Source organism: Ornatilinea apprima (assembly GCF_001306115.1).
GTDB lineage: Bacteria > Chloroflexota > Anaerolineae > Anaerolineales > Anaerolineaceae > Ornatilinea > Ornatilinea apprima.
On record NZ_LGCL01000033.1, the window covers coordinates 26,371 to 49,598 of the forward strand.

24 protein-coding genes are annotated in these 23,228 nt (G+C 58.4%); 8 read left to right on the top strand and 16 right to left on the bottom strand.

The genetic code is table 11. From position 1 onward, the window contains the following. Nucleotides 1-8: 8 nt before the first annotated feature. Nucleotides 9-2,180, top strand: a complete 2,172-nt coding sequence (locus ADN00_RS14180; protein WP_075063656.1) for a GGDEF domain-containing protein — start codon at nucleotides 9-11, stop codon at nucleotides 2,178-2,180. Nucleotides 2,181-2,237: 57 nt separating this feature from the next. On the opposite strand, the gene ADN00_RS14185 is transcribed toward ADN00_RS14180, so the two are convergent. After that, nucleotides 2,238-2,501, bottom strand: a complete 264-nt coding sequence (locus ADN00_RS14185) for a hypothetical protein (protein ID WP_075063657.1) — start codon at nucleotides 2,499-2,501, stop codon at nucleotides 2,238-2,240. A 281-nt stretch (nucleotides 2,502-2,782) separates the two neighbouring features. Here ADN00_RS14185 and ADN00_RS14190 point away from each other — a divergent pair, with 281 nt between their 5' ends. Beyond that, nucleotides 2,783-3,106 carry a hypothetical protein gene (locus tag ADN00_RS14190; protein WP_075063658.1) on the top strand — a complete coding sequence of 108 codons (324 nt, stop codon included), beginning with the start codon at nucleotides 2,783-2,785 and terminating at the stop codon, nucleotides 3,104-3,106. Between the two features lie 86 nt (nucleotides 3,107-3,192). On the opposite strand, the gene ADN00_RS14195 is transcribed toward ADN00_RS14190, so the two are convergent. Then, entirely contained in the window at nucleotides 3,193-3,636 is a 444-nt protein-coding gene (locus ADN00_RS14195; RefSeq protein ID WP_075063659.1) for a peptidase associated/transthyretin-like domain-containing protein, read from the bottom strand. 19 nt (nucleotides 3,637-3,655) lie between these two features. After that, entirely contained in the window at nucleotides 3,656-4,441 is a 786-nt protein-coding gene (locus ADN00_RS14200; RefSeq protein ID WP_075063660.1) for a Flp family type IVb pilin, read from the bottom strand. A 205-nt stretch (nucleotides 4,442-4,646) separates the two neighbouring features. Here ADN00_RS14200 and ADN00_RS14205 point away from each other — a divergent pair, with 205 nt between their 5' ends. Further along, complete coding sequence (locus ADN00_RS14205) at nucleotides 4,647-4,916, top strand: MoaD/ThiS family protein (protein WP_075063661.1); 270 nt, start codon at nucleotides 4,647-4,649, stop codon at nucleotides 4,914-4,916. Nucleotides 4,917-5,014: 98 nt separating this feature from the next. On the opposite strand, the gene ADN00_RS14210 is transcribed toward ADN00_RS14205, so the two are convergent. The 4 genes from ADN00_RS14210 to ADN00_RS14225 form a co-directional block, all read right to left on the bottom strand. Beyond that, the gene (locus tag ADN00_RS14210) at nucleotides 5,015-5,497 is read right to left on the bottom strand and encodes an ASCH domain-containing protein (RefSeq protein ID WP_075063662.1); all 483 of its coding nucleotides are present in this window, start codon (nucleotides 5,495-5,497) and stop codon (nucleotides 5,015-5,017) included. Nucleotides 5,498-5,506: 9 nt separating this feature from the next. Then, nucleotides 5,507-6,544 carry a homoserine dehydrogenase gene (locus tag ADN00_RS14215; protein WP_075063663.1) on the bottom strand — a complete coding sequence of 346 codons (1,038 nt, stop codon included), beginning with the start codon at nucleotides 6,542-6,544 and terminating at the stop codon, nucleotides 5,507-5,509. A gap of 150 nt (nucleotides 6,545-6,694) precedes the next feature. Beyond that, complete coding sequence (locus ADN00_RS14220; RefSeq protein ID WP_075063664.1) at nucleotides 6,695-8,773, bottom strand: hypothetical protein; 2,079 nt, start codon at nucleotides 8,771-8,773, stop codon at nucleotides 6,695-6,697. A 21-nt stretch (nucleotides 8,774-8,794) separates the two neighbouring features. Continuing rightward, nucleotides 8,795-9,241 carry a zinc ribbon domain-containing protein gene (locus tag ADN00_RS14225; protein ID WP_075063665.1) on the bottom strand — a complete coding sequence of 149 codons (447 nt, stop codon included), beginning with the start codon at nucleotides 9,239-9,241 and terminating at the stop codon, nucleotides 8,795-8,797. Between the two features lie 195 nt (nucleotides 9,242-9,436). Between ADN00_RS14225 and ADN00_RS14230 the strand changes: the two genes are divergently transcribed. Next, nucleotides 9,437-9,790 (top strand): phosphomannose isomerase type II C-terminal cupin domain, encoded by a 354-nt coding sequence (locus ADN00_RS14230; RefSeq protein ID WP_075063666.1) that lies wholly within the window; start codon nucleotides 9,437-9,439, stop codon nucleotides 9,788-9,790. Between the two features lie 88 nt (nucleotides 9,791-9,878). Here the strand turns inward: ADN00_RS14230 and ADN00_RS14235 are convergent, their stop codons facing one another. Then, a complete protein-coding gene (locus ADN00_RS14235) occupies nucleotides 9,879-10,580 on the bottom strand; it encodes a YjjG family noncanonical pyrimidine nucleotidase (protein WP_082390154.1) in 702 nt (233 codons plus the stop codon). Nucleotides 10,581-10,751: 171 nt separating this feature from the next. On the opposite strand from ADN00_RS14235, the gene ADN00_RS14240 reads away from it, so the two are divergent. Together ADN00_RS14240 and ADN00_RS14245 are read left to right on the top strand one after the other, a co-directional pair. Beyond that, entirely contained in the window at nucleotides 10,752-11,099 is a 348-nt protein-coding gene (locus ADN00_RS14240) for an ArsR/SmtB family transcription factor (protein ID WP_160317532.1), read from the top strand. 20 nt (nucleotides 11,100-11,119) lie between these two features. Further along, on the top strand, nucleotides 11,120-13,579 hold the full coding sequence (locus ADN00_RS14245; protein ID WP_075063668.1) for a DsrE/DsrF/DrsH-like family protein: 2,460 nt from the start codon (nucleotides 11,120-11,122) through the stop codon (nucleotides 13,577-13,579). A gap of 35 nt (nucleotides 13,580-13,614) precedes the next feature. On the opposite strand, the gene ADN00_RS14250 is transcribed toward ADN00_RS14245, so the two are convergent. From ADN00_RS14250 to ADN00_RS14260, 3 genes are all read right to left on the bottom strand, one after another. Beyond that, nucleotides 13,615-14,364 (bottom strand): restriction endonuclease, encoded by a 750-nt coding sequence (locus ADN00_RS14250; RefSeq protein ID WP_075063669.1) that lies wholly within the window; start codon nucleotides 14,362-14,364, stop codon nucleotides 13,615-13,617. Between the two features lie 40 nt (nucleotides 14,365-14,404). Continuing rightward, nucleotides 14,405-14,776 (bottom strand): VOC family protein, encoded by a 372-nt coding sequence (locus tag ADN00_RS14255; protein WP_075063670.1) that lies wholly within the window; start codon nucleotides 14,774-14,776, stop codon nucleotides 14,405-14,407. Between the two features lie 112 nt (nucleotides 14,777-14,888). Continuing rightward, nucleotides 14,889-16,118, bottom strand: coding sequence for an MFS transporter (locus ADN00_RS14260; RefSeq protein ID WP_075063671.1), 1,230 nt, complete (start codon nucleotides 16,116-16,118; stop codon nucleotides 14,889-14,891). A 203-nt stretch (nucleotides 16,119-16,321) separates the two neighbouring features. On the opposite strand from ADN00_RS14260, the gene ADN00_RS14265 reads away from it, so the two are divergent. Next, on the top strand, nucleotides 16,322-17,194 hold the full coding sequence (locus tag ADN00_RS14265; protein ID WP_075063672.1) for an SPL family radical SAM protein: 873 nt from the start codon (nucleotides 16,322-16,324) through the stop codon (nucleotides 17,192-17,194). Nucleotides 17,195-17,205: 11 nt separating this feature from the next. Here the strand turns inward: ADN00_RS14265 and ADN00_RS14270 are convergent, their stop codons facing one another. From ADN00_RS14270 to ADN00_RS14285, 4 genes are all read right to left on the bottom strand, one after another. Next, on the bottom strand, nucleotides 17,206-18,204 hold the full coding sequence (locus ADN00_RS14270; protein ID WP_075063673.1) for a glycosyltransferase family 87 protein: 999 nt from the start codon (nucleotides 18,202-18,204) through the stop codon (nucleotides 17,206-17,208). 283 nt (nucleotides 18,205-18,487) lie between these two features. Then, nucleotides 18,488-19,678 carry an MFS transporter gene (locus ADN00_RS14275; protein ID WP_075063674.1) on the bottom strand — a complete coding sequence of 397 codons (1,191 nt, stop codon included), beginning with the start codon at nucleotides 19,676-19,678 and terminating at the stop codon, nucleotides 18,488-18,490. Nucleotides 19,679-19,877: 199 nt separating this feature from the next. Beyond that, a complete protein-coding gene (locus ADN00_RS14280) occupies nucleotides 19,878-21,137 on the bottom strand; it encodes a DEAD/DEAH box helicase (protein ID WP_075063692.1) in 1,260 nt (419 codons plus the stop codon). Nucleotides 21,138-21,448: 311 nt separating this feature from the next. Then, nucleotides 21,449-21,820, bottom strand: a complete 372-nt coding sequence (locus ADN00_RS14285; protein WP_075063675.1) for a PH domain-containing protein — start codon at nucleotides 21,818-21,820, stop codon at nucleotides 21,449-21,451. A gap of 233 nt (nucleotides 21,821-22,053) precedes the next feature. Here ADN00_RS14285 and ADN00_RS14290 point away from each other — a divergent pair, with 233 nt between their 5' ends. Then, a complete protein-coding gene (locus ADN00_RS14290) occupies nucleotides 22,054-22,650 on the top strand; it encodes a hypothetical protein (RefSeq protein WP_075063676.1) in 597 nt (198 codons plus the stop codon). Between the two features lie 71 nt (nucleotides 22,651-22,721). On the opposite strand, the gene ADN00_RS14295 is transcribed toward ADN00_RS14290, so the two are convergent. Continuing rightward, entirely contained in the window at nucleotides 22,722-23,171 is a 450-nt protein-coding gene (locus ADN00_RS14295; protein ID WP_160317534.1) for a hypothetical protein, read from the bottom strand. Nucleotides 23,172-23,228 lie beyond the last annotated feature (57 nt).

Consider the following 23,228-nt stretch of genomic DNA (forward strand, 5'->3'; position numbering starts at 1 on the left):
TTGTAGATATGGGAGAAGATCAGACCAACCGAAATGAACACCCCGATTTTGCTGTTCTGGCGGACTTTCTGGCCAGTTTTGCCGATCTTGTCGACAGTCCGTTGATTCTGGTGGACGAAAAGAACAATTTACGGTTCGCCAGCACAAGGGCGGAATCCCTGTTGTGCCTGCCCACTGAGGAAACTGCTTCGGTTACCTTTCAAAACTTGATGAACGTGGTCGACCTGGGCGTGATTCAGGTGCGTTCCTGCGCTGGAGAGAAACGGTTTCGCTATCATGAGCTGCCCGTTAAGTGGGGAGACGCTTCAGCACGCCTGCTGGCGCTGCGCCCGGAAGGTAGTGAAGGGGATTCTTCGCACGCCAGCCGCGATGATTTTAATTTTCTGCTTTCCTTTCTCAACAGCTCAGTGGCGATTGGCTCCATTCAAAAAGAGGGTCCTTTCTCGCTGATCTACATTTCTCCCCCCATCCAGGAGATCACGGGTTACCGCTTTGAGCAGTTTCTGGCGGATGCGAATTTGTGGTTTAACATGACTTACATGGAAGATCGCACCCGCCTGTTGAATTATTGGGATGAAATGTACAGCATGCAAGACCAGCAAACCCATGTGCTGGAATACCGCATTCTGCGCAGCGACGATCAAATACGCTGGGTGGAAGATAACCAGACATGCCGTTTTCTGCCTTCGGGTGAGCGGCGGTTTTATAGTTTTCTCACCGATATCAGCGAGCGCAAGCATGCCGAGGAAGAGCGCGAACAGACCGAGGAGCGCTACCGCCTGCTGACAGAGACGGTGAGCGATGTGGTGTCGCTGCTGGATAACAACGGGTACCTGATCTACATCAGCCCATCGGTGGAAAAAGTGCTGGGCTACCGGCCTGAGGAGCTGACAGGCACGAGCTGGCTGGATTGTATGCACCCGGAAGACCGGGAAAAGCTGATGCGCGAAAATGGCCCCTCTCTATTGGAAAGGGAAGAGCATATTTTTGAATGGCGCGGGCGGTGCAAGGACGGTAATTACCTCTGGGTGGAGACGCGCAGCCGCGTGATCTGGAATGGCGGCGGGAAGATGCGCGGGTGGGTCTGCTCGATGCGTGAAATCGACTCCCATAAGAAAATTGAGAAAGCTCTCACCGAGACGAACCGGCGCTTGCAAGAGAGCATTAACGAGTTGGAACAGCGCAATATAGAAGCCATTCTCATCAATGAGATTGGAGAAAAGTTCCAGACCTGCCACTCGCAGGAAGAGGTGTTTGATACTCTGCAAGAGTACATACCGAAATTGATCAAAGGCGGCCGTGGGGCGCTGTATATTGGCCAGAATGGCAGCGGCTTGTTTGATCGGCAGGCAATGTGGGGCGAGTCGAAAATGGAAAGCCCGGTGCTGACCCCTGAATTCTGCTGGTCGTTGAGCCGCGGGCAGGTGTTTCGCGTTCGCGATGGGCGCTCGCCGATGGTTTGCCGCAATCTGGAAGAATCCTACTCTGGAATGCGCATTGCGCCCTGCCTATGCGCGCCCATCATTGTGCAGCGCGAAACGCTGGGGGTGATCACCTTCAAAGAATGGCAGTCGCCGTCTTTTGAGCGGGTTGAACAACTGGCCGTGACCCTGGCGGAAAAGGTGGGCATGGCGCTGATGAATATTCGCCTGCGCGAGACGCTGCGCATGCAGTCGCTTCGCGACGCGCTGACCGGCCTGTTCAACCGCCGCTACCTGGATGAAACCCTGGAGCGCGAGCTGCATCGCGCCCTGCGCGCCAAGCAGACCATTTGCGTAGTGATGATCGACATTGACCATTTTAAGAAATACAACGACACCTACGGCCACGATGCCGGGGACGCGCTGCTGCAGTTGTTTGGCAAGTTTTTGCAGGAACATGTGCGCGGCAGTGACATTGCCTGCCGCTACGGCGGTGAAGAGTTTGTGGTGGTGATGCCCGATACGGCTCTGGATGACTCACGCAAGCGCGCCGAGCAGCTGCGCGTGGGCCTGAAAAACCTGACCCTGATTTACCAGGGCAAGCAGTTGGAAGGCATCACCGTTTCGGTTGGCATTGCCGTCTTCCCGGAGCATGGCCTTACGCTGCGTTCGCTGCTTAAGGCCGCCGATGTGGCCCTGTATTCAGCAAAAAATCAGGGCCGCGACTGCGTGGCCGTGGCGCTGGGGAAAAGCAATTAGGGGAGATTAACAAACCCAGCCTGCCGGGTGGCAGGCTGAGCTGGTGAGTCTTCAGGATCAGTGGGATGAAAAATGGCGGGACTGGGATGCCAGCCGCCAGCGCTGCACCAGGCGGGCAAGCTGCATGCGGTAGCGCCCGGCCTGGTCTTCCTGGCCTGCTTCGGGATGGTTCAGTTTCTCGCGGATTTCTTCGACCAGTTCTTCGGTCAGGCCAAATTCATCGATCTGCTGCATCCACTGGTTTTTATCACTGTCTTGAACGGGCAGCTTGGGAATGAGTTTGATAATTTCCCGTTCTTCGGGTGTATTTTTAACAGGCATATTTCACCTCGCTTTCTCTTTTATCCATTTATAAGGGCCGTGTCCGCAGAGGAAGGCTACCTTTAGTATACTATGATCGCGGGCGCGGCGCAGACAGGTAATTCACCGCACAACGGCGGGTTGCGGGCGGTTTCGAGATTGATTTGACGCGCAACAGATTACCGCCCTCTAACCCGCCCTACAAGAGCATCTTTTAATCCCGCCCCGCGGCGGTTTTTTCTGTCCGGCGGGTTTCAGGGTATAATTCCCATCACGCGCTGCGCGCGAAGAAAGAGGATGGCGTGACTAACGAACGGGACCTGGAAAACCTGGATGTGCATTTCAAAAACCCGCCCGAAATTCCGGCGGAGTGGATCGATTTAATGACCCAGCTGCATCCCATTACGGCGGTAGTGATCTGGGAAGTGATGACCGGCAACCTGTCGCCTGCTTCGCTGCGCCTGGCGCGTTACTCCCCCGACCGCGAGCGCTACACCTCCATCGCCATTATTGCCGGGGGTAACCCCGACTTTTGCAGCGAGCTGGCCGAAATGGCCCGCCAGGACCTGGACGAAATTTTTCAGGACCTGCTGCCCGAATACCGCCCTTACCAGGTGCTGCACTAACGGCGCGCCTGCCAAATTGACTGATCAAACAAAACCGCCAGGAACGAAACGGCTCCCGGCGGTTTTGTTTGTCTGTATCAGGCGGCTCAATCCAGGTACGACCGCGCCAGGGTGGGGGCGCTAAGACTGCCTACATCCAATGTGCTGCCGCGTGGCACTTCGATCGGGTAGGCGCGGCCTGTATTGCGGTACACCACCACCAGGGACTGCGGACCGGATGGCACGCCGAAGAGTTCAAAGCGCCCGCTGGCGTCGGTTTGAATGATCTGGTCGCTGCCAGAGATGAAAACTTCTCCGGTCACCGGCAGGCCGCTTTGCTCATCCACCAGGCTGCCGGTGATTTTGCCCACCCCCGCCAGGTGGGAGGCCGGATCGGAGCGCAGGAACTGAAAGCCGGCCAGGGCCAGCAGACACACCACCAGGCCGGTCAGCGCCAGGCGCTGCCGCCGGCGGCGCGCGGTGACGTCGGGCAATTGGGTTGGGAGGCCGTTTTTGAACTGATCCAGTTTGGGTGAATTGTCTAAACTCATGCTGAACAGCCTTTTCTATTTATGGCGCGCTCTGAATGGAGACGCCGTCTACCAGCAGGTACGAACCAAAATTGGACGAAAGCCCCACGCCGCCCTGCGGATAGGTGCTGTCTGAGCCGGTGAGGACGGCCTGGCCGTTGATGGCCGCGGTGAAGTTGCTGCCTTCCACGCGCACCTGAATCTCGCCGGGATGATCCCAGTTGAAGCCGGGCGGAACCGCCGCGCTGGAGATGGGCTGCTCCATCTGTACGCCATTTTCCCATTTATAAAAGGAAAGGGTGCCGGCGTCTTTGTTTTTGGGTTTATCAATGGAAAACGTGTAGCCGTCAAAGGTGGTTGTCGCGCCGTCGGAGCGGAAGATGACGTTGAATCCTTCGTTGTTGGAGGCTTTTTTCTGCAGCTCCGCGCCGCTGAGGTTGATAGTGTAATCCGTTCCGCTGAAGCCGGTGGCAAAGGCCGCGCCCATCGGGCCGACCATCATCTTGCCGTCTTGCTCGGTAACGGTGCCTTTCCAAAACTTGGAGGCGAGGAAGGTCCAGCCGCCAAGCCCTTCGCTGAAGTCGTCTTCAAAAAGGGGACCTTCCTCTTCGGACGGGGTGGGGGGATCGCCGGGCAGCGCCGCTTCTTCAGACGGACTGCCGCCGCTGGGTGACAGGCCGATGGCGTTGACCGCGGTGCGGTACAGCTCGCCGGTGGAGACGCCGAATAGATTGAGGATGATCAGCGCGCCCAAGGCAACGGCCACCAGGATTAGGGCGTATTCTAACAATCCCTGGCCGCGTTCTTTCTGGTTTTGTTTACGCATGGCACTATTTCCGTATTGATATTTAGAATTTACCAGATTCTAACCGATTGAAGAAAAAAATCCATTAATTTGGGATAAAAACCATCGTGTTTGTTGGAGTACAAGGGCCAGGCGCCGGAAAGCCGCCTTTTCAGGTTCTTGATCGGCGCCCGTCTGAGAGGGTATAATAATAAGACAAAATTGGTGGTGAATTGTGAGTGAGGATATGGCACACGAAAATGGTTTGATCCATGTGCAGGTGGTCTTTTACGCCCATCTCAAAACGGCCGCGGGTGTGGCATCCACGCAGGTGGAACTGGAACGCGGGGCAACGGTGGCTGACCTGAAAACCGTGCTGAAACAGCGCTACCCGGCGCTGAGTTACCAACTGGTCAATACCGTTACTTTTATCAACAAGCAAACCCTTTACCTGGACAGCGAATCGCTGCCAGACGCGGCTGAGGTTACCTTTTTACCACCCATGGCTGGAGGTTAATGTTGCCGCGCCGGTTAACTCAAAAAGGCAGCCGCGAGCTGCCTTTTTGAGTTAAGAACGGAGCAGAAAGGAGGGTTCCCTTCTGTACTTATATGATACTAAATATCTGGCGATTGATCAAAGACCAGGCGGAAACGCTCGCTGACCACGGGCATATCGTCCTGTGGGGCGCGGCCCAACTGCGCGCACTCTTCGGCGAAAAATTCCCAATGCACTTCGCGCCAGTATTCCAGCGAGCGGTCACCTTCGCCTTCTTCCCAGGCGATGTCTGCCCCCACTTCATGGAAGGGGCGCACGATCACTTCAAGGGTCTGGATGATGCATAACGGGCGGCCTTCCCAGTCGGTGATCACGCTGTAGCCGCCCACCTCTGGGGTGTCTTCCTGTTCGGCTTCATAGCTCCACAGCAGACCACTGGTGGCGGTTTTTACGCCCTTGCGCACCAGGGCGGCCAGGCGGCTGGCAACGTCCGCGTCGTGGCCAAAGGCCCAGCTCTGAAATGTCTGCGGGCGCGGCGCGCCGGCGGGCAGTGAATCAAGGAAACGCTGCCAAAAGGCAAGGGTTTCGGGACTGTGCGGCATGGTTGGCTCCTAATTGCTCTGTCGGCGGTGAATGGCGAGCATGTCTTCCAGCAGGGCGTAACCGGTTTCCAGGCGGCCCGCTCCGGGGCCGATGAGAGTGACGTCGCCCAGCAGGTCGGTGGTGTAGGTGATGGCGTTGGTGGCCCCGCTCACCCCGGCCAGCGGGTGACTGTGCGCCACGCGGGTGGGCTGCACGCTGGCGGTAAGCCGGTCATCTTTCTTCTCCAGGCTGCCGATCAGCTTCCAGCGCTGACCTTGCGACTCGGCCTGCTCAATATCGGTGGGGGTAAGGGCGGTGATGCCCTGGCGGTCTACGTCTTGCATGGTGATGTGCGCGCCCATCAGCAGGTTGGCTAGGATGACCACCTTGCCGGCCGCGTCGAAGCCTTCCACATCGCCGGTGGGGTCGGCTTCGGCAAATCCCAGGCGCTGGGCTTCGGCCAGGGCGGCGGTGTAGCTGTCTCCGGCGGCCATGCGGGTGAGGATGTAATTGGTGGTGCCGTTAAAAATGCCTTGAATCTTGCGAATGCCGGCCCCGGCCAGCAGTTCGCTGCCCAGGCGCAGGGCGGGCGTGCCGCTCATCACGGTGCCTTCCACGCCCAGTTCCAGCCCGCGCTCTTGGGCCAAAGCAGCCAGGCGTGGGTAGTCGAGCGCGATGGGGCCTTTGTTGGTGGTAACAACGTGCATGCCGGCTTTGAGCGCGGTTTCCACGTGGTTGATGGCCGGCTGACCGGTTTTCAGATCGGTGTAGCTCATCTCGCACAGAATGTCCGCTCCGCATTCCTGGAGGGTGCGCTGCGCGTCCCAGCCGGTGTGGGCGGCGGGCAAGCTGGAGAGCGGCTGTCCCTGCGCGGCGGCTTGCAGCAGCGCGGCGGGCGACAGCCCGGCGGGGTCGAACACGGAGCCTTTCAACAAGTCGCAGACGGCGGTGATTTTGTATTCCACGCCGAAGCGCTCTGCCAGCTCTTGCGAGCGCTCGGCCAAAATCTGGGCCAGCCCCTGTCCTACGTTGCCAAAACCGATGAGAACAATCGAATAGGTGCGCATTTTATCTTTCTCCTGCATGGGATGAGATGGATTGTAACATGAGCGCTGGGCTTTGGGGGCGCGTTCTACCGGCAGGCGCGCTGCCCCCGCGGGATGAAGAAAAAACGCCCGCCAAAGGACGGCGGGCGTAATGGATTCAGGGGGTGAGGATCAGGGCTGGCAGTTCAGCTCCTGTTTGAGCTGCCGCGTGGCGGCAGATTTCTCCGGCGAGTCTGCCTCGCGGTCTGCGATGCGCTGCCATTCTGCGCACATCCACGGGCCGTAGCGGTTGGGGTTGAATCCCGCCGCGGTCAGGGCGGCGCTGGCAGCGTCTTCCCAACGGGCAGTGCGGGCATAGGCCTCCACCATCGGCAGCCATTCGTGCGGCTGGTCGTAGCGCGAGGTGTACGGCGCGTCGGCAAAGATGGCGCGCGCCTGGTCGGCCAGTTCGGCGGCGCGCTGGTTGTCCTGCATTTGCAGGGCCAGCTCGGTTTTCTGGTAGATATAGCACCAGCCGTGATCCGGCTCCTGGTTGAACAGGTGGCGGGGCGGGTAGGAATCGTCGGGCGATTCGAATTGAATGCGCTCAGGGGAAGACATGGGCAGCATGTGCCGCGCCAGCTCCGAAAGATCGGGGTCGGCGGCGTCGTTGGCGTCCAGCACCCAGATGCATTCCGAAACGGCTGGGTCGGCCATCACCAGCAGGGACTGTGGGGTCTGACCTTCAAATACCAGGGTGCGGAACTGCGTGCGCAGGGGAATGCCCAGCGGATCCACGGTGGAGAGGGTGAAGCGTGGTTTGAGGGCGTAGTACCAGTAGGCCAGGGTTGGCGGGTTTTTCTCTTGCGGGTAGAGCAGGTTCAACGCGGCCGCGATGGAAAAACCACCCTGGTCGGTGAAGATGGGGTTTTCGGTGATCACCGCGGTGTTGGGTTCCAGGTAGGGGGCGCGCCACGAAAGCTGCCAGAAGAAGCTCATCTCTTGCTGCCAGGTGTCGCGGTATTTGACCTGTTCGGTGTAGTGGAAGATGACGGCTGCGCCGATCAGCGCGGAGAAAGCCAGCGCGCGGCGCACCGGTTTCTGCACGGCCCATTCCAGCAGGGCCACCAGCAGCAGCGAAGGCCCAAACATGCCCGGCAGGGCGTAGCGGTTGGAATGAATATCGGTAACCACCTGCCGCCCGGTGCTCCAGGCAGGGATGCTGCCGACCAGCATGATCACCAGGCCGATGAACAGGGCCTGCAGCAGCCAGGTTTTCTTTTCCGTTTCGGGTGCAGCGGGTTCACCGGCGGGGGAATCATCGCGCAGGCCAAGCAGGTATACGGCGCATAAGCCGCCTGCCAGCAGCCCCAGCCCCCACAGCGATTTGATCGCCTCGGTGGGCAGGTTGTAATAGCCCAGCGAGAGCACCGGCTGCCAGGCGGTGACCAGCATAAAGAGACTGTCGAAGGCGACGGTCTGCCACAGCCAGCCGAGCGTGCCGCGCGGATCGCTGAAGAAGCCAAAGAGCGTTTCGGCCTGGTAGGGGTCTTCGCCGGTGAGTTGAATGAAGAACAAACGCCAGACCACATAGGCCACCAGCACCAGCAGGTACGGCGCCCAGTGCGCCAGCACGCGCAGCAGGCGGCGGCCCCATGGCTGCTTCTCTTCCAGGCTGAGCACCAGCAGCACCGCCGGGCGCAGCAATTCCAGGCCGATGAAATATTCGGTAACGGTGAGCTGCGCCAGGGTGAAGAACACGGCCAACAGGGTCAGCGGCAGGCGCAGGCGCGGCTTGCGCCAGGCCAGCACCATGAAGGCCAGTGAAAAAGCGAACAGGGCGAACTGCAGCCACTGCTGGTGAAAGGTCACCGCGATGGGCTGCATGGTGAAGATAGGCGAAACCACAAACAGCAGGGCGGCCATGCTCACCGCGCGGCGCGCACCCGGCCACACCAGGCTAAAGCTCCACCACAGGCCTACGGCGGTCAGCCAGCGCATGAGCAGCACAAAAATCTGCCAACCCAGCGGGGCTTCGCCCAGCAGCGGGGTGAGGAAGATGTGCGTCCAGCCAGAGATGGGGCGGTCTTCGGCGTAATAAGCCCAATAGCCCTGCGGGCCAAAAATGCGGTTGACCAGCATCTTGGCCCAGTCGTCCCAGTAGAAACCCATCTGGGGCAGCAGCAGGCCAAAGCTGAGCAGGCACAGCGCCAGCAGGGCAATGGGCACGCTCCAGTGCGGAAAGCGCCAACGGTTCAATAATTGTTTCATGCCGTTCCAGCCGCGGTGGGCTTAGTAGTTTACCCCGGTCTGGGTCATAAACAGGACCGCCGCGCCGATCACACACAGGCAGCTCAGGCCCACCAGAACCACCGCGGCGATGATGATGCCCTTCCAGGGGAAGGAACTGCCGCCGGTTGGGGTTTTAGCGGGGGGAATGTAGGGAGCCTGCGGGGCGGCCGGAGGCGCGGGCGGGGTGATCGGCTGCGGTGAGCCCCAGCGCTGCGGTTCGTTGTCCGCCGGGCTGGACGCCACCGAACCCCAGCGGTCGGTCTCGGGCATGGGCGGGATGGGGAATTCTTCGGCATCGGGGCGGCTCCAGCTTTCGGCAGAAGCCGGTTTGGCCTCAAAGGGCGAGGGCGCGCTGCCGGAAACGGGCTGGCCGCAGGCCTCGCAGAAACGGGCATTCGGGGAAAGGGGGGCTCCACAATAGGCGCAGATTTGAGCGTCGCTGGTCATAGGGTCTCCTGAGAATAGAAAGAAGAAATGCGATAACGTCTTGATTATAGTACGAAAAAAGGGGTGGGGGGTTGTATCCGGGTTGGTCGGACGCATGAGAATTGATGGAGAAGCCAATTACCCGCGGTGATTGGCTTGCTTCTGGCCGGATGGGGTACAATGAAGGTGCACACTTAACAGGAGGCAAATTGACCTATGATCGATTCAGATAACCGCCCGTGGGGGCGTTGGGAAGAATATTTGAATGAGCCGGGTTACCGGGTAAAGCGCATTATTGTCAACCCGGGCAAGCGCCTTTCTTTGCAGCTGCATCATTTGCGCGCGGAACACTGGGCTGTGGTGCAGGGCAGCGGATTGGTGACGGTTGGTGATGAGGTGCGCGCGGTGCGCCGCGGCGACGCGATTTATATTGATAAAGGCCAGGTTCACCGCATCGAGAATAACGGCGAAGATTTTTTGGTGTTTATTGAAACGCAGTACGGCATCTGTGTGGAAGATGATATTGTGCGCCTTGAAGACGACTGGGGACGCACCAGCCCGGGCGCCTGAGGCAGTTTATCCTTTTCGGTTTCCCAACAGGGCGCGAGATTCTCGCGCCCTGGTTTTGTCTACGCCAGAAGGAAATCAACGGACAGGCTTATTGGGATTGGAGAATGTCCAGCAGTTCTTCCAGGCGGGTGATGGTGTAGGTGGGCTGCAGATCGTCTGGCAGCGGAGCGCCTCCGTTGGGGTGGTACCAGCAGGTATCCAACTGGTAGGCCTGCCCGCCGCGAATGTCGGAGCTGAGGCTGTCGCCGATAACCAGCACGCTAGATTTCTGCGGCTGGCCAATCTGCTGGAAGACGGCGTCAAAAAAGGCCGGGTGAGGTTTGGCGGCCGGCAGCTCTTCTGAGATGAACAGCCCTTCAAAACAACCGGAGATGGAAGAAGCCGCCAGGCGCGGGCGCTGCACGTCGGAGAGACCGTTGGTGATGATCGCCAGGCGGTAGCCCTGCCCGCGCAGGCCGAAAATCAGCTCTTCCGCGCCGTCCAGCAGCTGGCTGGATTGGCCTAAAAAGCCCAGGTAGAGGCGGCTGAAGATTTGCGCGTCTTCATTGAGGTTGAACTGCTGGAATAACTGGCGGAAGCGTTCCACGCGCAGCTCTTGCGAGCTGATCTGCCCGTTTTCAAAGGCCTGCCAGACGCGCGCGTTGATCTGCCGGTAGGCGGCCTCGATCTCTGTGGAGAAGGACAGCCGCTCCAGGCGAAAGGCCTCGCGCAGGGCGCTGGCTTCGGCGGCGTCATAGTCGAACAGGGTTCCGTCCGCGTCAAACAATAACCATTGGTAGGGCAGGCTCATCGGTTTTCATCCTTTCTGTGGCTCGTATTATGGCATGAAACCGGCTACTTTGCAAAAGCCTGCTGAAAAACCTTGTATCATTCCCGAATCGTGACATTTGTCACAAGCAATCAGGTTAGAATAGTGGTATATTCTTATATGCGGTTATGTGAATATAAGAAAGAAGGGATGATGGAACTTCCAATCCTGGAACAGGAAATCAATCTGCTGCATGAGCGGGTGTGCTACGCCCTGGGCGACCCCAAGCGCATTCTGATTCTCTATGTGCTGGCCGAGAAAGGCCGCTACGTGAACGAGATATCAGAGCTGCTGGATATGCCCCAGTCCACCGTCTCGCGTCACCTGCGCGTCTTGCGCGAGCGTGAGCTGGTGGAAACCGACCGGCAGGGGCCGGCAGTGTTTTATTCGCTCAGCGACCAGCGTATTATCCAGGCCCTGGATTTAATGCGCGGCATTCTGACCTCGAAAATTGAGGCGCGGGCCGATTTAACCCAATCGTTTAACCGGAATAACAAGTAATTATTTTTAAGGAGCAAGACATGAAGACAGTTGTCGTTGGTGGTGTGGCAGGTGGAGCCAGCGCGGCCGCGCGATTGCGCCGTATGGATGAACATGCCGATATTGTGATTCTGGAGCGCGGGGAATATATTTCCTTCGCGAACTGCGGCCTGCCGTACCATATCGGCGAGGTGATTAAGGATCGTGAGAAACTGCTGGTGCTGACCCCCGAAGAGCTGAAGAATTTACTGGGGATTGAAGCGCGCACGCAGCATGAGGTGATTCGCATCAACCGCGACGATCACACGGTTACAGTTAAAGATCATCGCACTGGAACGGAATACCTGGAAAGCTACGACCGGCTGGTGCTTTCGCCTGGCGCGGCGCCGATCCTGCCGCCCATCCCCGGCGCGGATCTGCCGCAGGTGTTTACCCTGCGCAACATTCCTGACATGGACAAGATCAAGTCCTTTGTGGATGAAAAACGCCCTTCGCGCGCGGTGGTGGTGGGCGGTGGTTTCATTGGCGTGGAGCTGGCCGAAAACCTGCAGCACCGCGGCATTGAGGTTACCCTGATTGAAATGCTGCCGCAGGTGATGGCGCCCATCGATTACGATATGGCCGCCCTGGTGCACCAGCACATGCATTTTAAGCATGTGCGCCTGGCTTTGGGTGATGGCGTGAAATCCATTGAACCGAGCGAGCAAGGCTGGCTGAAAGTTACCCTGCAGTCGGACCGCAAAGTGGACACCGAGATGGTGATCCTCTCGATTGGCGTGAAGCCCGAAAACCAGCTGGCCAAAGACGCCGGTCTGGAGCTGGGCCCGCGCGGCACGATTGCCACCAACGCCACCCTGCAAACCAACGACCCCGACATTTACGCGATTGGCGACGCGGCTTCGGTGGAGCATTTATTGACCCACGAAGCCACCAGCCTGCCGCTGGCTGGTCCGGCCAGCAAGCAGGGCCGTATGGTGGCCGACCACATCGTTGGACGCAACGTGCGCTTTAAGGGCGTGCAGGGTACTTCGATTGTGAAAGTGTTTGACATCACCGTGGCCGCCACCGGCATGAACAGCCGCCAGTTGGAACAGGCCGGCATCCAGTTCAAGAATGCCATTATTCACGCCTCCAATCATGCCGGTTACTACCCTGGCGCAGCGCCGATGGCGTTCAAACTGCTCTTTGGCCTGGATGGCACGATCTACGGCGCGCAGATTGTGGGTATGGAAGGTGTGGACAAGCGCATTGACGTGATCGCTACTGCCATCCGCGCCGGGATGAAGGTGTTTGACCTGGAAGAACTGGAACTGGCGTACGCCCCGCCTTTTGGCTCCTCACGCGACCCGGTGAATATCATCGGTTTTGTGGCGGGCAATATGCTGCGCGGTGATGTGGAAACGATTGATTGGAACGAAATTGCCGGTCTGGACCGTGAAACCAACTTCCTGCTGGACGTGCGCAAGCCCGAAGAGCTGATGATTGGCGCGATTGACGGCGCGGCGAATATTCCCCTGCAGGGACTGCGTGACCATCTCAACGAGATTCCGCGCAACAAGCGCGTGGTGATCTACTGTCAGGCTGGGCAGCGTGGTTATTTTGCATACCGCCTGCTCAAGCAGGAAGGTTTTGACGTGGTCAATTTGAACGGCGGCTTCAAAACCTACTCCCATGCGGTGGGGAGGCAGTCTAACTTTGATATTTTTGAAAATGTCTCAATCAGCAGCCGTGAAGAGATCAAGGAAATCCCGCCGGTAACATTGACCAATGTGAATGAATACATGCTGGATGCCTGCGGCCTGCAGTGCCCAGGCCCCATCCTTAAGCTGTACAACAAGGTTAAAGAAGTCAATGACGGCGATGTGATTACCGTCACCGCCACCGATTTTGGCTTTACCAGCGACGTGAAGGCCTGGAGCGACCGCACCGGCAACCGCCTGCTCTCGGTGGATACGGAAAACGGCGTGATCACGGCGCGCATTCAAAAGGGCATGGTTGAAAAACCAGCCGAGACCGGCGCGGCGGCAGTTTCGCTGGATAAGACAATGGTGGTCTTCTCTGGCGACCTGGATAAAGCCCTGGCGGCTTTCATCATCGCTAACGGCGCGGCCTCCATGGGCCACAAAGTCACCCTGTTCTTTACTTTCTGGGGTTTGAACATTCTGCGCAAAGACGCTTATGTGCCGGTAAAGAAGAACCTGATTGAGAAGATGTTTGGTTTTATGATGCCGCGCGGCGCCAACAAACTGACCCTCTCGAAGATGCACATGGCCGGCATGGGTACCGAGATGATCAAGTGGATTATGAAAGAAAAGAACGTCGACTCGCTGCCGGTGCTGATCCGCACGGCGCAAGAAAACGGCGTGCGCCTGCTGGCCTGCCAGATGTCGATGGATCTGATGGGTATCAAGAAGGAAGAACTGCTCGACGGCGTGGAAATTGCCGGGGTGGCCACGTTTATCGCCAGCTCCGACGAATCGAACGCGACCCTGTTCATCTAATTCAGGTGGTTGTGAACAGCAAACCAGCCCGGTGCTTATGGCCGGGCTGTTTTTTTTGTCTTCTTTTTGGCGGCGGCTGAAAGCTGGGCTTTCTGCGCGCGCTGGAAGAGACGGATCAGCTCATCGGCGTCAATGAGATGAAAAGGTTTGTTCTGCGCGTAGGTCTCGGCCTGGGGGCTGAAGGTGCTGGTGGTGATCACATCGATGCGCGCGTCGGGATAGATATCGAGCATGCGGATCAATTCGCGCAGCACTGGCTCGCCCACGCGCCCGGCATAGCGGTGGCTGTGTACCAGGTGGGTGGGGCTGTTAGCCCCGGTGGCGATGAAATTGATCAGCCGCGCCTGGGATGGATTGGCAGGCTTTTCGAGGGTGTAGCCGATGTTCTGGTAGGTGTATTGGACAAGGCGCTCAAAGCCGTCGTTGGAGAGCGCCAGCAGGTCGGCGGCTTTCTTAACGCGCTGATAGGCGGGTTTGGGGGGCTGCAGGCGCAGCGAGAAAACGATCAGCAGGGCGGCGGCCAGCCCCAGACCAGCGGCGAAGAAGAGGACAGTTTCAATCCAGGACGGAATGAAAGCCGGTAGCGGTTCGCTGGCTACCCAGGCGGTAAAGCGCAAGGCGAAGAACAGCAGCCACAGTCCCAACAGAATAGAGAAAGTCAGGCGCAGCGATCTGACCCGGTCATCGCGGCCGATCCACCAGAGGGGGATGGCGGCCAGCCCCAACAGCGGCCAAAATACGGCGATTTGCGCGGACAGGCCGGGGAAATTGCTCTCAGCGTTCATTGGATACATTCACCCCTGGGTCTCAGTCTCATAGGGGGCGTCAGGCGGGTTTGGGGGCCGGTTCGATCATGGCGAAGGTTACTCCAGAGGGTTCATTGAACAGGCACAGTTTGGAGCCGCTGCCCAGCCTGGTAACCGGGTCGAGGATTGAGCCGCCTGCCGCCTCCACTTTTTGGGCCATCTCCTCAATCCCTTCCACCTGAATATAGAGGGCGATAAACGGCAGGCGCGCGCGTTTGAGGGTGAAAATGCCGCCTTCCATCGCTTCGGGGGTGAAGCGCTCGGGCACAATGTAGAAGCCCAATTGCTCATTGAAGTTGATTTCCCATTCAAACACATCACGGAAGAACTGCGCCGTTTTTTCCTGGTCGTGGCTGGCCAGCTCCCAGAATACCACCGGATTTTTTGCCATCCTGCTGCCCCTTTCTCTTTGGATGAGCGGGTTAAACGCGTTCACCGGCTTTCAGCGGTGTGCTAAAACCAGTATAGCGTATTTTGGGGCAGGAGAAAAATACCCGGCTGGATCAGGACGTGCTGGCAGCCCCGGCTTGCTTCTGGCGGTGAGCCACCAGGCGGCGCATGATCAGGTAGGCGGCCAGGTTGAGGAACATGATCAGAAAGACGGTGGGCGCCAGCATTTGCGGGCCGGTGGTGTCGAGCAGCATGCCGGCCAGCCAGGGCAGCAGCATGGCACCGATGCTGTCTCCCATAAAGATGATACCGGTCAGCCGCCCGGTGAGGCGCAGGGATTCACTGGCCCAGGCAAACCCCACCGGGAAGATGGGCGCCATAAAGAAGCCGGTCAGGGCGGGAACCAGCCACAGCACAGCCGGCAGCGGCGGCAGCAAAATGAGCATCCCCATGGCGGTCAGGCAGCCCAGCAGAGCCACCAGCAGAATGGTCTGCGACTTGACGCGCATGGAGAGCAGCACCGCGATGAGCCGCCCGGCGGTGAAGGCAAGCCAGAAAGCCGAGTTCATATAGGCGGCGGTCTGCTCGACCACCACGTTCAGCGAGGTTAAGAAGGTGAAATACCAGCCGGAAAAAGAGATTTCCGCGCCGACATAAAAGAAGAGCATCATTGAGGTTACCGCTACCAGGACGTAGTCGGAGCGGGTGGTGGCCGCCCGCGCTTCTTCGTGGCTTTCGGAAGGCAGCGGGCTGTGCGCGCGCAACAGCAGTGTCGCGCCGACCAGCAACAGGTAAGCGGATACGATCCAATAGGACAGTTTGACGCCCTCCGCCTGATTGATGAGCTGGGCCACAATCAGCGGGGCGATGAAAGCCCCCAGGCCAAAACAAAAATGCAGTCCGGTGATGACCGGGTTGGCGCGTTCGTTATACATCCACACGATGCCGGTGTTGGCTGCCACAGCGATAACGCTTTCCATTAACCCGGCGAACATGAAGGCCGCGCCCAACAGCCAGTTGGAATGCAAAGAGGGAATCAGAATCACCGCCAGACCGTCGGCGAAGACGCACGCGCCCATCAACTGGTTAATTTTCACGCGGTCTACCAGCCGCCCCAGGGTGACGGTGCCAATGGAGAAGCCGAGAGAGCGCAGAAAGAAGATCAGCCCCAGCGCGCCCACCCGCGAACCGGTTTGCTCCGCGAGGGTGGGCAGGGTGGGCCCCACCAGGCTGCCCAACAGCCCCAAACCGCCAAAAGCAGCAAAATAAGCCAGCATGTTTTGAATCTGATGAGGCTGCGCGCCCAGAGCGCGGTCGATGCGGGTGCGAAAACTGGCGATCATGGAGTGGTCCTTAGAGAAAAAGTTCAACCCCGATTATACATCCATCCACTATAGGGGGTAAGCAAGACTGGCGGACTTTCTGATTTGGCCGTTGACGGCGCATGACCAGGGCGGGTATAAAATGAGATGGATTTGCTGGCGCGCTGCAGAGCGCTCAGGCGTCATCTGCCAATAGATGGTGCTGCGCAGAACTGGAGATTGAGTTGATCCGCGAGATGGAAGCCAAAACGATGTTAAACCGCTATCGCCAGCCCGACGATTGGTTCGGGCTGACGTATGGCTTTAACATTTACCGCGGCTGCCAGCACCAGTGTATTTACTGCGACTCGCGCAGCGAATGCTACCAGATCGAAGATTTCAACGATGTGCTGGTCAAGGTCAACGCGCCCGAAGTGCTGCGCGCGGAATTAAAGCGCAAGCGCGTGAAGGGCACGATTGGCACCGGCTCCATGAGCGACCCCTATACCTTTGTGGAGCGGGACTACCGCCTGACTCGCCGCGCGCTGGAGGTGATTGCTGAGGCTGGCTTCCCGCTGCATTTGCTGACGAAGAGCGACATGGTGACGCGCGACGCGGATGTGCTGGTTGAGATTCACCGCAAGAGCATGGCGGTGGTGGCCTTCACACTCACCACCGCCGACGACGACCTGGCGCGCGTGCTGGAGCCTTACGCCCCGCCGCCCTCGCGCCGGCTGCGGGCGCTGGAAAACCTTTCTGCTGCGGGTGTGCGCACCGGGGTGGCGTTGATGCCGGTGCTGCCGTTTCTTGAAGACAGTGAGAAGAACCTGCTGACCATCGCGCGCAGGGCGAAAGAGGTCGGGGCGGATTATCTGCTGCCGGCGGTGGGTATGACTCTGCGCGACCGCCAGCGCCTGTATTTCTACGAGCAGTTGGATGAGCATTTTCCTGGCTTGCGGGCGCGCTACGAGCAGACCTACGGCGAGCGCTACGACGCGCGCCCGCTGAACTGGAAGGCGCTGAATGCCGCCCTGGGCGCCGAGTGCCAGCGCCTGGGCCTGTCCACACGCACGCCGCGCTGGCATCCGCCCAGGGTGGAGCAATTGAGCTGGATTTGAAGCGCGGAAAGTCAATTGTTGGGCTTTTGCTCACCGGCTGCTGGTAGCCGGAGCTTTTTTTGTGCCGCTTTGCTTTGCAAGAAATGCGGAAGCAGATTCATCGCAAGAATCAGAAGGGGAATCACAAAACCGGCTTTTTGACTCTCAAATCCAAAGAACTGCATCAGAATACCCGGTAGATAGCCCAGCAGGATGGGCGCAATTTCAACTGGAAATATAAAAAGAGTCAACAAATCAGGCAGCGAAAAATACGGAATGCTGAGTACCCAGGCTGCTGACAGCGCCAAAAAACGTTGTTGTTTCGTCGCGGGGATGACCAGCGCCGGTAGACTCAAGAGCATTGCCCATGGACCAATCCACTGCCAGAGAGAAATATTGCCTGCCGTATAAACAGCCCCTCTTCTGGAGAGAATTTCGAGAATCCAACCCGGATAAAAAAGAAGCGAAACGATAAATCCAACCATGGGGATGATTAGAATGCGAATTTTTTCCCGGAATGAAGTGTTTGAAAATAGTAAGAGCAGAAAAACGAAAATTGTGCCAGATTGGGGTTTGGCCGCGGCCAAAAAACATGCTATCCCAGCCATCCACCACCGGCGGTGATGGATGGACCACCAGAACAATCCTAACAGGCCGCAAAGGATACCTGTAATTTGTCCCCAGAATAAGACACTGCTCATCTGGTAGGATAGCAAAGCCAGAGCACTGTTTCCATTAAACACCCTCGCGGCAAACCAGACGCCTAAAACACTTAATCCGATCCATAGGATATAACTCGCTTCAAATGGCAGCCAAGAGAGGATTTGAAAAAAAGGCAGCAGCCAGTAGCCATAAAAGTATTGGCTGAAATCTCCTTTAGTCCTAGCCAGATAGGCTTTGAAGTCTACAAAATCGCCGGTATGGCAAACGACGAACGAGATGGATATGGTTAGCACAAAAACAATTGCTGCAAATTCTCCAGCAGACGGTTTCTTAAAAATGCGATGGTCGATGTTTTCCATAGCGAACATGGTGAATATTGCCCCCAAATAAACAAAGCAATGAATGTCAAGATGAGACTGCCGATAATGGACTCAACAGCCCATTCGGCGTCGTTTTGTGTACCAAATCAATTCAGGCTAGCAAATGCAATATGGAGTTAATCTCCCCCGTTTTTCTGAAAAATGATGGTGTGATGATGAAGATATTATTATCGATTCAATAAAAAAAAGAAACCGTAAATTGAATGTTTTTTGTTGGCAAAAAATCCCCGCCGTGAGGCGGGGTAAGGAAGGATTGAACAGATAAGGTCAATCAGGGCCGCGGACGGGCGGGAATCGCTGCCGGCGGGGCGGAGCGGCGCGTAACCGAGAATGCGATAGCCAGCATGAGGACGATGAGAGCGCCGACCGCGAAGGTGAACACACGCGTGCTGGTTTGTTCGATGACGACGCCCTGCAGCCAGGGGATGAGCATGCCGCCCACCGAGCCCATGGCCGCGGCCACACTGGCGGCTTTGCCGGGGCCCTGCGAAAAAGTTTCGGTGGTGATGCCGATCATGGTGGGGTAGACCGCGCCGAAGCCAAAGCCGATCATCAGCACCGCCACCACGCTGAGGGCGGCTTGCCCGTGGCTGACGGCCAGCAAAATCGCGCCGGCGGCCGCTTCAACCAGGCTGGAAACCAGCACCGCGGCGGGAGAGAGGCGCATGCCCAGGCCGGCCGAGACCAGCCGCCCGGCGGTGAGCGCCAGCCAGAATCCCGAGGTAACCAGGGCGGCCTGCGCGGTTTGCATGGCGGCCGACTGTTCAAAGTAGATGGTGGCCCACCCGCCAATGCCGTTCTCGGTGCCGACGTAAATGAGCAACACCATGCCAAACAGCCATAAGAGCGGCGAGCGGTAGACGCTGGCTGCCGGGGCGCTGCCAGGCTGCGCGGTGGGGGCTTCTTCGTCTACGCGGGTGCGCAGCATCCACACACCGCTGACCGCCAGCATGCCGGCACTGATCCACACTGCCGGAAGGCCGGTTTGCCAGGTTTTGAGCGCGAAGCTGACCAGCGCCGGCCCCACAAAAGCCCCCAACCCGAAGAACAGGTTGAGCAGATTGAGCGCGGAGACGCTGCGGTTTTTGAAGACGCGCGCGATGAGCACGTTGCCGCCCAGGTCTACCGCGCCGTGGCCGAACCCGGCCAGCAGGGCGAAGAAAAGGGTGAGCAGGTACACGCGCGTGAAGGTGTAGCTGACAATGCCGATGACCATCAGCGCCACACCCACAATCAAGACCGGCTTTTGCCCCACGCGGTCGCTGAGCGGGCCGGCTGCCAGCTGGCTGATGAGCGCCCCGGCGAACAGGGCGGTGAAGATTACGCCGATTTCGGTGAGGGTGGTTTGGTTGAGCTGAGCGAATTCGGCCAGCAACGGGCCGTTGACGGCGGTAAGGCTGCCCAGCGCGAAGAAGATCACGCAGGAAATGATCAAGATGATTTTGCTGTTTGCAGATTGCATGGTAAATAACCTGACCCTTTATTTGGATATGAAACCAGTCTACGCCGGAATGCGGGTTTTGTCAAGACGTTTCGTGTAAATTCGTGTAATTTCGTGTACTTAATATGTTCAATATCGTGCAAAAAAACGCAAACATAGAGCGGCACACAAATGAAAAGAGCGAGCCGCGTGGCTCGCTCTGAGAGGATTGGGGTAATGGTCAGGCGGCGGTAGGCTGCCGGGACGATTGGGTAACGGTGATGCCGCGCTTGCGCAGGTAGTTGCGCGCGGATTTATCGGGCTTGTTGGTGGGGCGCGCAGGCGCGGTTTTGGTGTTGGGCGCGCCGGCCGGGGCGGGGACCTTGTAGTCGAAGTCGGTCAGGATCTGGCGCGGCAGGGGCTTGCCGAGGATTTTTTCCAGCTTGCGCACCAGGTCCATGTCTTCACCGGTAACGAGGGTGTAGGCGTCGCCGCTGCGCTGGGCGCGCCCGGTGCGGCCGATACGGTGAATATAATCGTCCGCCGAGCCAGGCATGTCGTAGTTGATGACGTGCGAAATGCTTTCCACGTCCAGGCCGCGGGCGGCGATGTCGGTGGCGACCATCACCTGGAATTTGCCGCTCTTGAAGCCGCGCAGGGCGTTTTGGCGCTGGCCCTGCGTGCGGTCGCCGTGCAGGCTGGTAACGCTGTAGCCGGCGCGCTCAATCTGCTCGGCCAGGCGGCTGGCGCGGTGTTTGGTGCGGGTAAAAACCAGCACCGACTGCGTTTCGGTTTGTTTGAGCAGCTCGATCAGCAGCGGGGTTTTGAGGTGCTGTTTGACCGGGTAAATGCTGTGCGCCACGGTGTAGGCCGGCTGGCTGCGCCCAATGGTGATGCGCTGCGGGTCGGTGAGCACGCGTTTGGCCAGCTTTTCCACTTCGGGCTCAAAGGTGGCCGAGAAGAGCAGGGTTTGGCGTTGGGCGGGAACATGTTCCAGAATTTGCTGAACAGGCGGTAAAAAGCCCATGTCGAGCATGCGGTCGGCCTCGTCGAGAACCACCATTTCCACCGCGCTCAGGTCAGCGGCGTGCTGGCCCATCAGGTCCAGCAGGCGGCCGGGGCAGGCGATGATGATTTCGGTGCCGTCTTTGAGGGCGCGCACCTGCGGGCCCTGCGAGACGCCGCCATAAACGCTGGCGCTGCGCACTTTGGTGCCGGCGCTCAGCAGGCGCACCACTTCGTGGATTTGTTCGGCCAGCTCGCGGGTGGGGGTGATGATCAGCGCGCGGGTACGGTTACGCGGTCCGCGCAACAATTTATTGAGGATAGGTAATACAAAGGCGGCGGTCTTGCCGGTGCCGGTTTGGGCGGTGCCGATCAGATCGCGGCCTGAGAGAACAACGGGAATCGCGGCCTCCTGAATAGGGGTGGGCGTGGTGAAGCCTGCGCGCTCAATTCTGGCCTGCAGGCGCGTGTCAAGGTTGAACTGGGTAAAGTTCACAAAAAGTTCCTTTTCTTCAGAAGTCAAAAGCGGATGTCAGGGGAATGAGGCTTGGCTCAAAAAGTAACAGCGGCAAAGACTGCTGATGTGGTTTTCTTCAGTGAGAATGCTTAGAATTTTTCCCACCGGTATGATGTTGCTGTCCGGCGAGCCTTTTGGCAAGCGAACTTGTCCAGTATACCACAGGAATCACAGGTTCCGCGTATTTTCCCGGCCAATTTGCCCCAAAATGGCTGGATGAGATGAACAAGCTCTCATATAAAAAAAGCCTTTCCCGCCACGGCGGGAAAGGCCGGCAAGGCGCGCGAAATTTACTTGAGCACAAACTGCGCCAGGGCTTTTTGGAAGCCGGTGATGTCGGTGCCGCGCTTGAACTCGCGCACAATCGGGTTGGGCTCGCCAATGAGATAGATTTTGACCTCAGAGTCGAGGTCGAAGGTGCCTGGCGATTCGACCGCGAAATGGGAGATGGCGCGGTAAGGGATGGAGTGGTATTCCACTTTGCTGCCGGTCAGGCCCTGCTTGTCGACCAGCACCAGGCGCTTGTCAGTAAAGATGAACAGGTCGCGCAGCACGCGAAAGGCTTTCACCACCTGCTCGCCCTCGCATAAGATGGCGTTCAGGTCGCGTTGCAGGTTTTTGCTATCCACTTCTGAGGCGTTGCCAAACAGGGCTTGCAGCATAATTGTCTCCTTGAGATGAAAGAGTGGGGGCGTTTGCCGCCCGCGCGAAACGACGCGGACTTGGACGCGTCATCCATTCATGCTATTATAAGTTAAGGAAGTCTCACCGGGTATGCATGCCTGCTTTGTTTTTTCGCAGACCCGCAAACCTCACCGCGAATCCGCGCCTGGCCGGATTCGTTTTTTTATTACTGGAACGTTTATGGGAACGGTATTGGGAAGGAAGGTGTGAAATGAGCGGTTGTGTTCACCTGGCTTTTGCGGTTTCTCCCGCGCCCGGCCCCAGCCTGGCAAAAAGCCCTTTGGGCGGCTCTGGCCCGGCGGCGCGGCAGCCTTTGGAGGAGTTATGTTTTAACCCGCTGGCGGTGGAGCTGCGCACCGTTAAAAATGAGATGGAGCGGGGATTTAATCTCTGCTGCCCGGACTGCCGGCATGTCCATTTTGTTGTGGCCGAAGAAATCGTTGAGCAGCTGCCGTACGCGTACTCCGGTCACCGCCAGCCGGCCAGCGCGCGGATTCAGTTTTCTGGCGCTTTCGCGCGCCTTTTCACGCCACAGACCTGCCGCCGCGTAACACCCTTGATCGCCGCGCTGCTGGCCTTCACGGCTGGTTTGGCGGTGGGTGTTCACCCCCTGGTGAGCGGGTGGCTGGCGCTGATGGTGGGGATGGGGGGCGGTTTGTGGATCAGCCGCGCGCTGGTTGAGCCGCTGTTAAGACTGGTTATGGCGGAGCGGATGCCCATTTTTCTCATTCCCTGCCCGCACTGCCAGCAGACGGCCGCGGTGGCCACCGATGGCAAGGCTTTCTTCCTGGGCGCGCCTGGCAGGTAGGGAAAGGCGGCCCGTACCCATCAAAAGAGGCGCGCCCGCGCCTCTTTTGTGCTTTTTCGGTTGGCGTTAACTCAGGTGGTAATGTCAATCATTCCACCGGCGCGCAGCAGACCGGCCTGATTGAGCTGTGAGTAGAGCTGGTTGGCCTGTTCCTGGTCCATATTTTCCAGATCGTACTGTTCGAGAATGGATTGCAGCGACTGCAGAGACGCGCTGTTCACCTGCCGGCCGCCAGACGGTGGAGCGGGCGGTTTTTGGCCGTCGTGCGCCTTGGAGAACAGCTCGTCGGCGTTGAAACCGGCTTCTTCAATCGCCTCGCGCAAGCCGGGTCCGCGAATGCCAGCCTCTTTGAAGGCTTCAAAGAGTTCTTTGGCATCTTCGGTGGTGATTTCTTCCTCTTCGTATTCCTCCAGCAGATCCTGCACGGTTTGTTTCTGCTCTTCGCTGAGCTGCTGCGGGCCGCGCATGCCGCCCATACCGCCCATGGGCGGAGGTCCGCCCGCGCCTTGAATGCCGTTCATCATCAATTGTGCCTCCTGTGTGTCATTTTGACCGGATGTGGTTTGCCCGAATGGGTT

Coding starts and splice junctions, on each gene's coding strand:
- ADN00_RS14180 (WP_075063656.1), top strand. CDS start 9: ATGGGAGAAGATCAGACCAACCGAAATGAACACCCCGATTTTGCTGTT.
- ADN00_RS14185 (WP_075063657.1), bottom strand. CDS start 2,501: ATGCCTGTTAAAAATACACCCGAAGAACGGGAAATTATCAAACTCATT.
- ADN00_RS14195 (WP_075063659.1), bottom strand. CDS start 3,636: ATGAGTTTAGACAATTCACCCAAACTGGATCAGTTCAAAAACGGCCTC.
- ADN00_RS14200 (WP_075063660.1), bottom strand. CDS start 4,441: ATGCGTAAACAAAACCAGAAAGAACGCGGCCAGGGATTGTTAGAATAC.
- ADN00_RS14205 (WP_075063661.1), top strand. CDS start 4,647: ATGGCACACGAAAATGGTTTGATCCATGTGCAGGTGGTCTTTTACGCC.
- ADN00_RS14210 (WP_075063662.1), bottom strand. CDS start 5,497: ATGCCGCACAGTCCCGAAACCCTTGCCTTTTGGCAGCGTTTCCTTGAT.
- ADN00_RS14215 (WP_075063663.1), bottom strand. CDS start 6,544: ATGCGCACCTATTCGATTGTTCTCATCGGTTTTGGCAACGTAGGACAG.
- ADN00_RS14220 (WP_075063664.1), bottom strand. CDS start 8,773: ATGAAACAATTATTGAACCGTTGGCGCTTTCCGCACTGGAGCGTGCCC.
- ADN00_RS14225 (WP_075063665.1), bottom strand. CDS start 9,241: ATGACCAGCGACGCTCAAATCTGCGCCTATTGTGGAGCCCCCCTTTCC.
- ADN00_RS14230 (WP_075063666.1), top strand. CDS start 9,437: ATGATCGATTCAGATAACCGCCCGTGGGGGCGTTGGGAAGAATATTTG.
- ADN00_RS14235 (WP_082390154.1), bottom strand. CDS start 10,580: ATGAGCCTGCCCTACCAATGGTTATTGTTTGACGCGGACGGAACCCTG.
- ADN00_RS14240 (WP_160317532.1), top strand. CDS start 10,752: ATGGAACTTCCAATCCTGGAACAGGAAATCAATCTGCTGCATGAGCGG.
- ADN00_RS14245 (WP_075063668.1), top strand. CDS start 11,120: ATGAAGACAGTTGTCGTTGGTGGTGTGGCAGGTGGAGCCAGCGCGGCC.
- ADN00_RS14250 (WP_075063669.1), bottom strand. CDS start 14,364: ATGAACGCTGAGAGCAATTTCCCCGGCCTGTCCGCGCAAATCGCCGTA.
- ADN00_RS14255 (WP_075063670.1), bottom strand. CDS start 14,776: ATGGCAAAAAATCCGGTGGTATTCTGGGAGCTGGCCAGCCACGACCAG.
- ADN00_RS14260 (WP_075063671.1), bottom strand. CDS start 16,118: ATGATCGCCAGTTTTCGCACCCGCATCGACCGCGCTCTGGGCGCGCAG.
- ADN00_RS14270 (WP_075063673.1), bottom strand. CDS start 18,204: ATGTTCGCTATGGAAAACATCGACCATCGCATTTTTAAGAAACCGTCT.
- ADN00_RS14275 (WP_075063674.1), bottom strand. CDS start 19,678: ATGCAATCTGCAAACAGCAAAATCATCTTGATCATTTCCTGCGTGATC.
- ADN00_RS14285 (WP_075063675.1), bottom strand. CDS start 21,820: ATGCTGCAAGCCCTGTTTGGCAACGCCTCAGAAGTGGATAGCAAAAAC.
- ADN00_RS14290 (WP_075063676.1), top strand. CDS start 22,054: ATGAGCGGTTGTGTTCACCTGGCTTTTGCGGTTTCTCCCGCGCCCGGC.
- ADN00_RS14295 (WP_160317534.1), bottom strand. CDS start 23,171: ATGAACGGCATTCAAGGCGCGGGCGGACCTCCGCCCATGGGCGGTATG.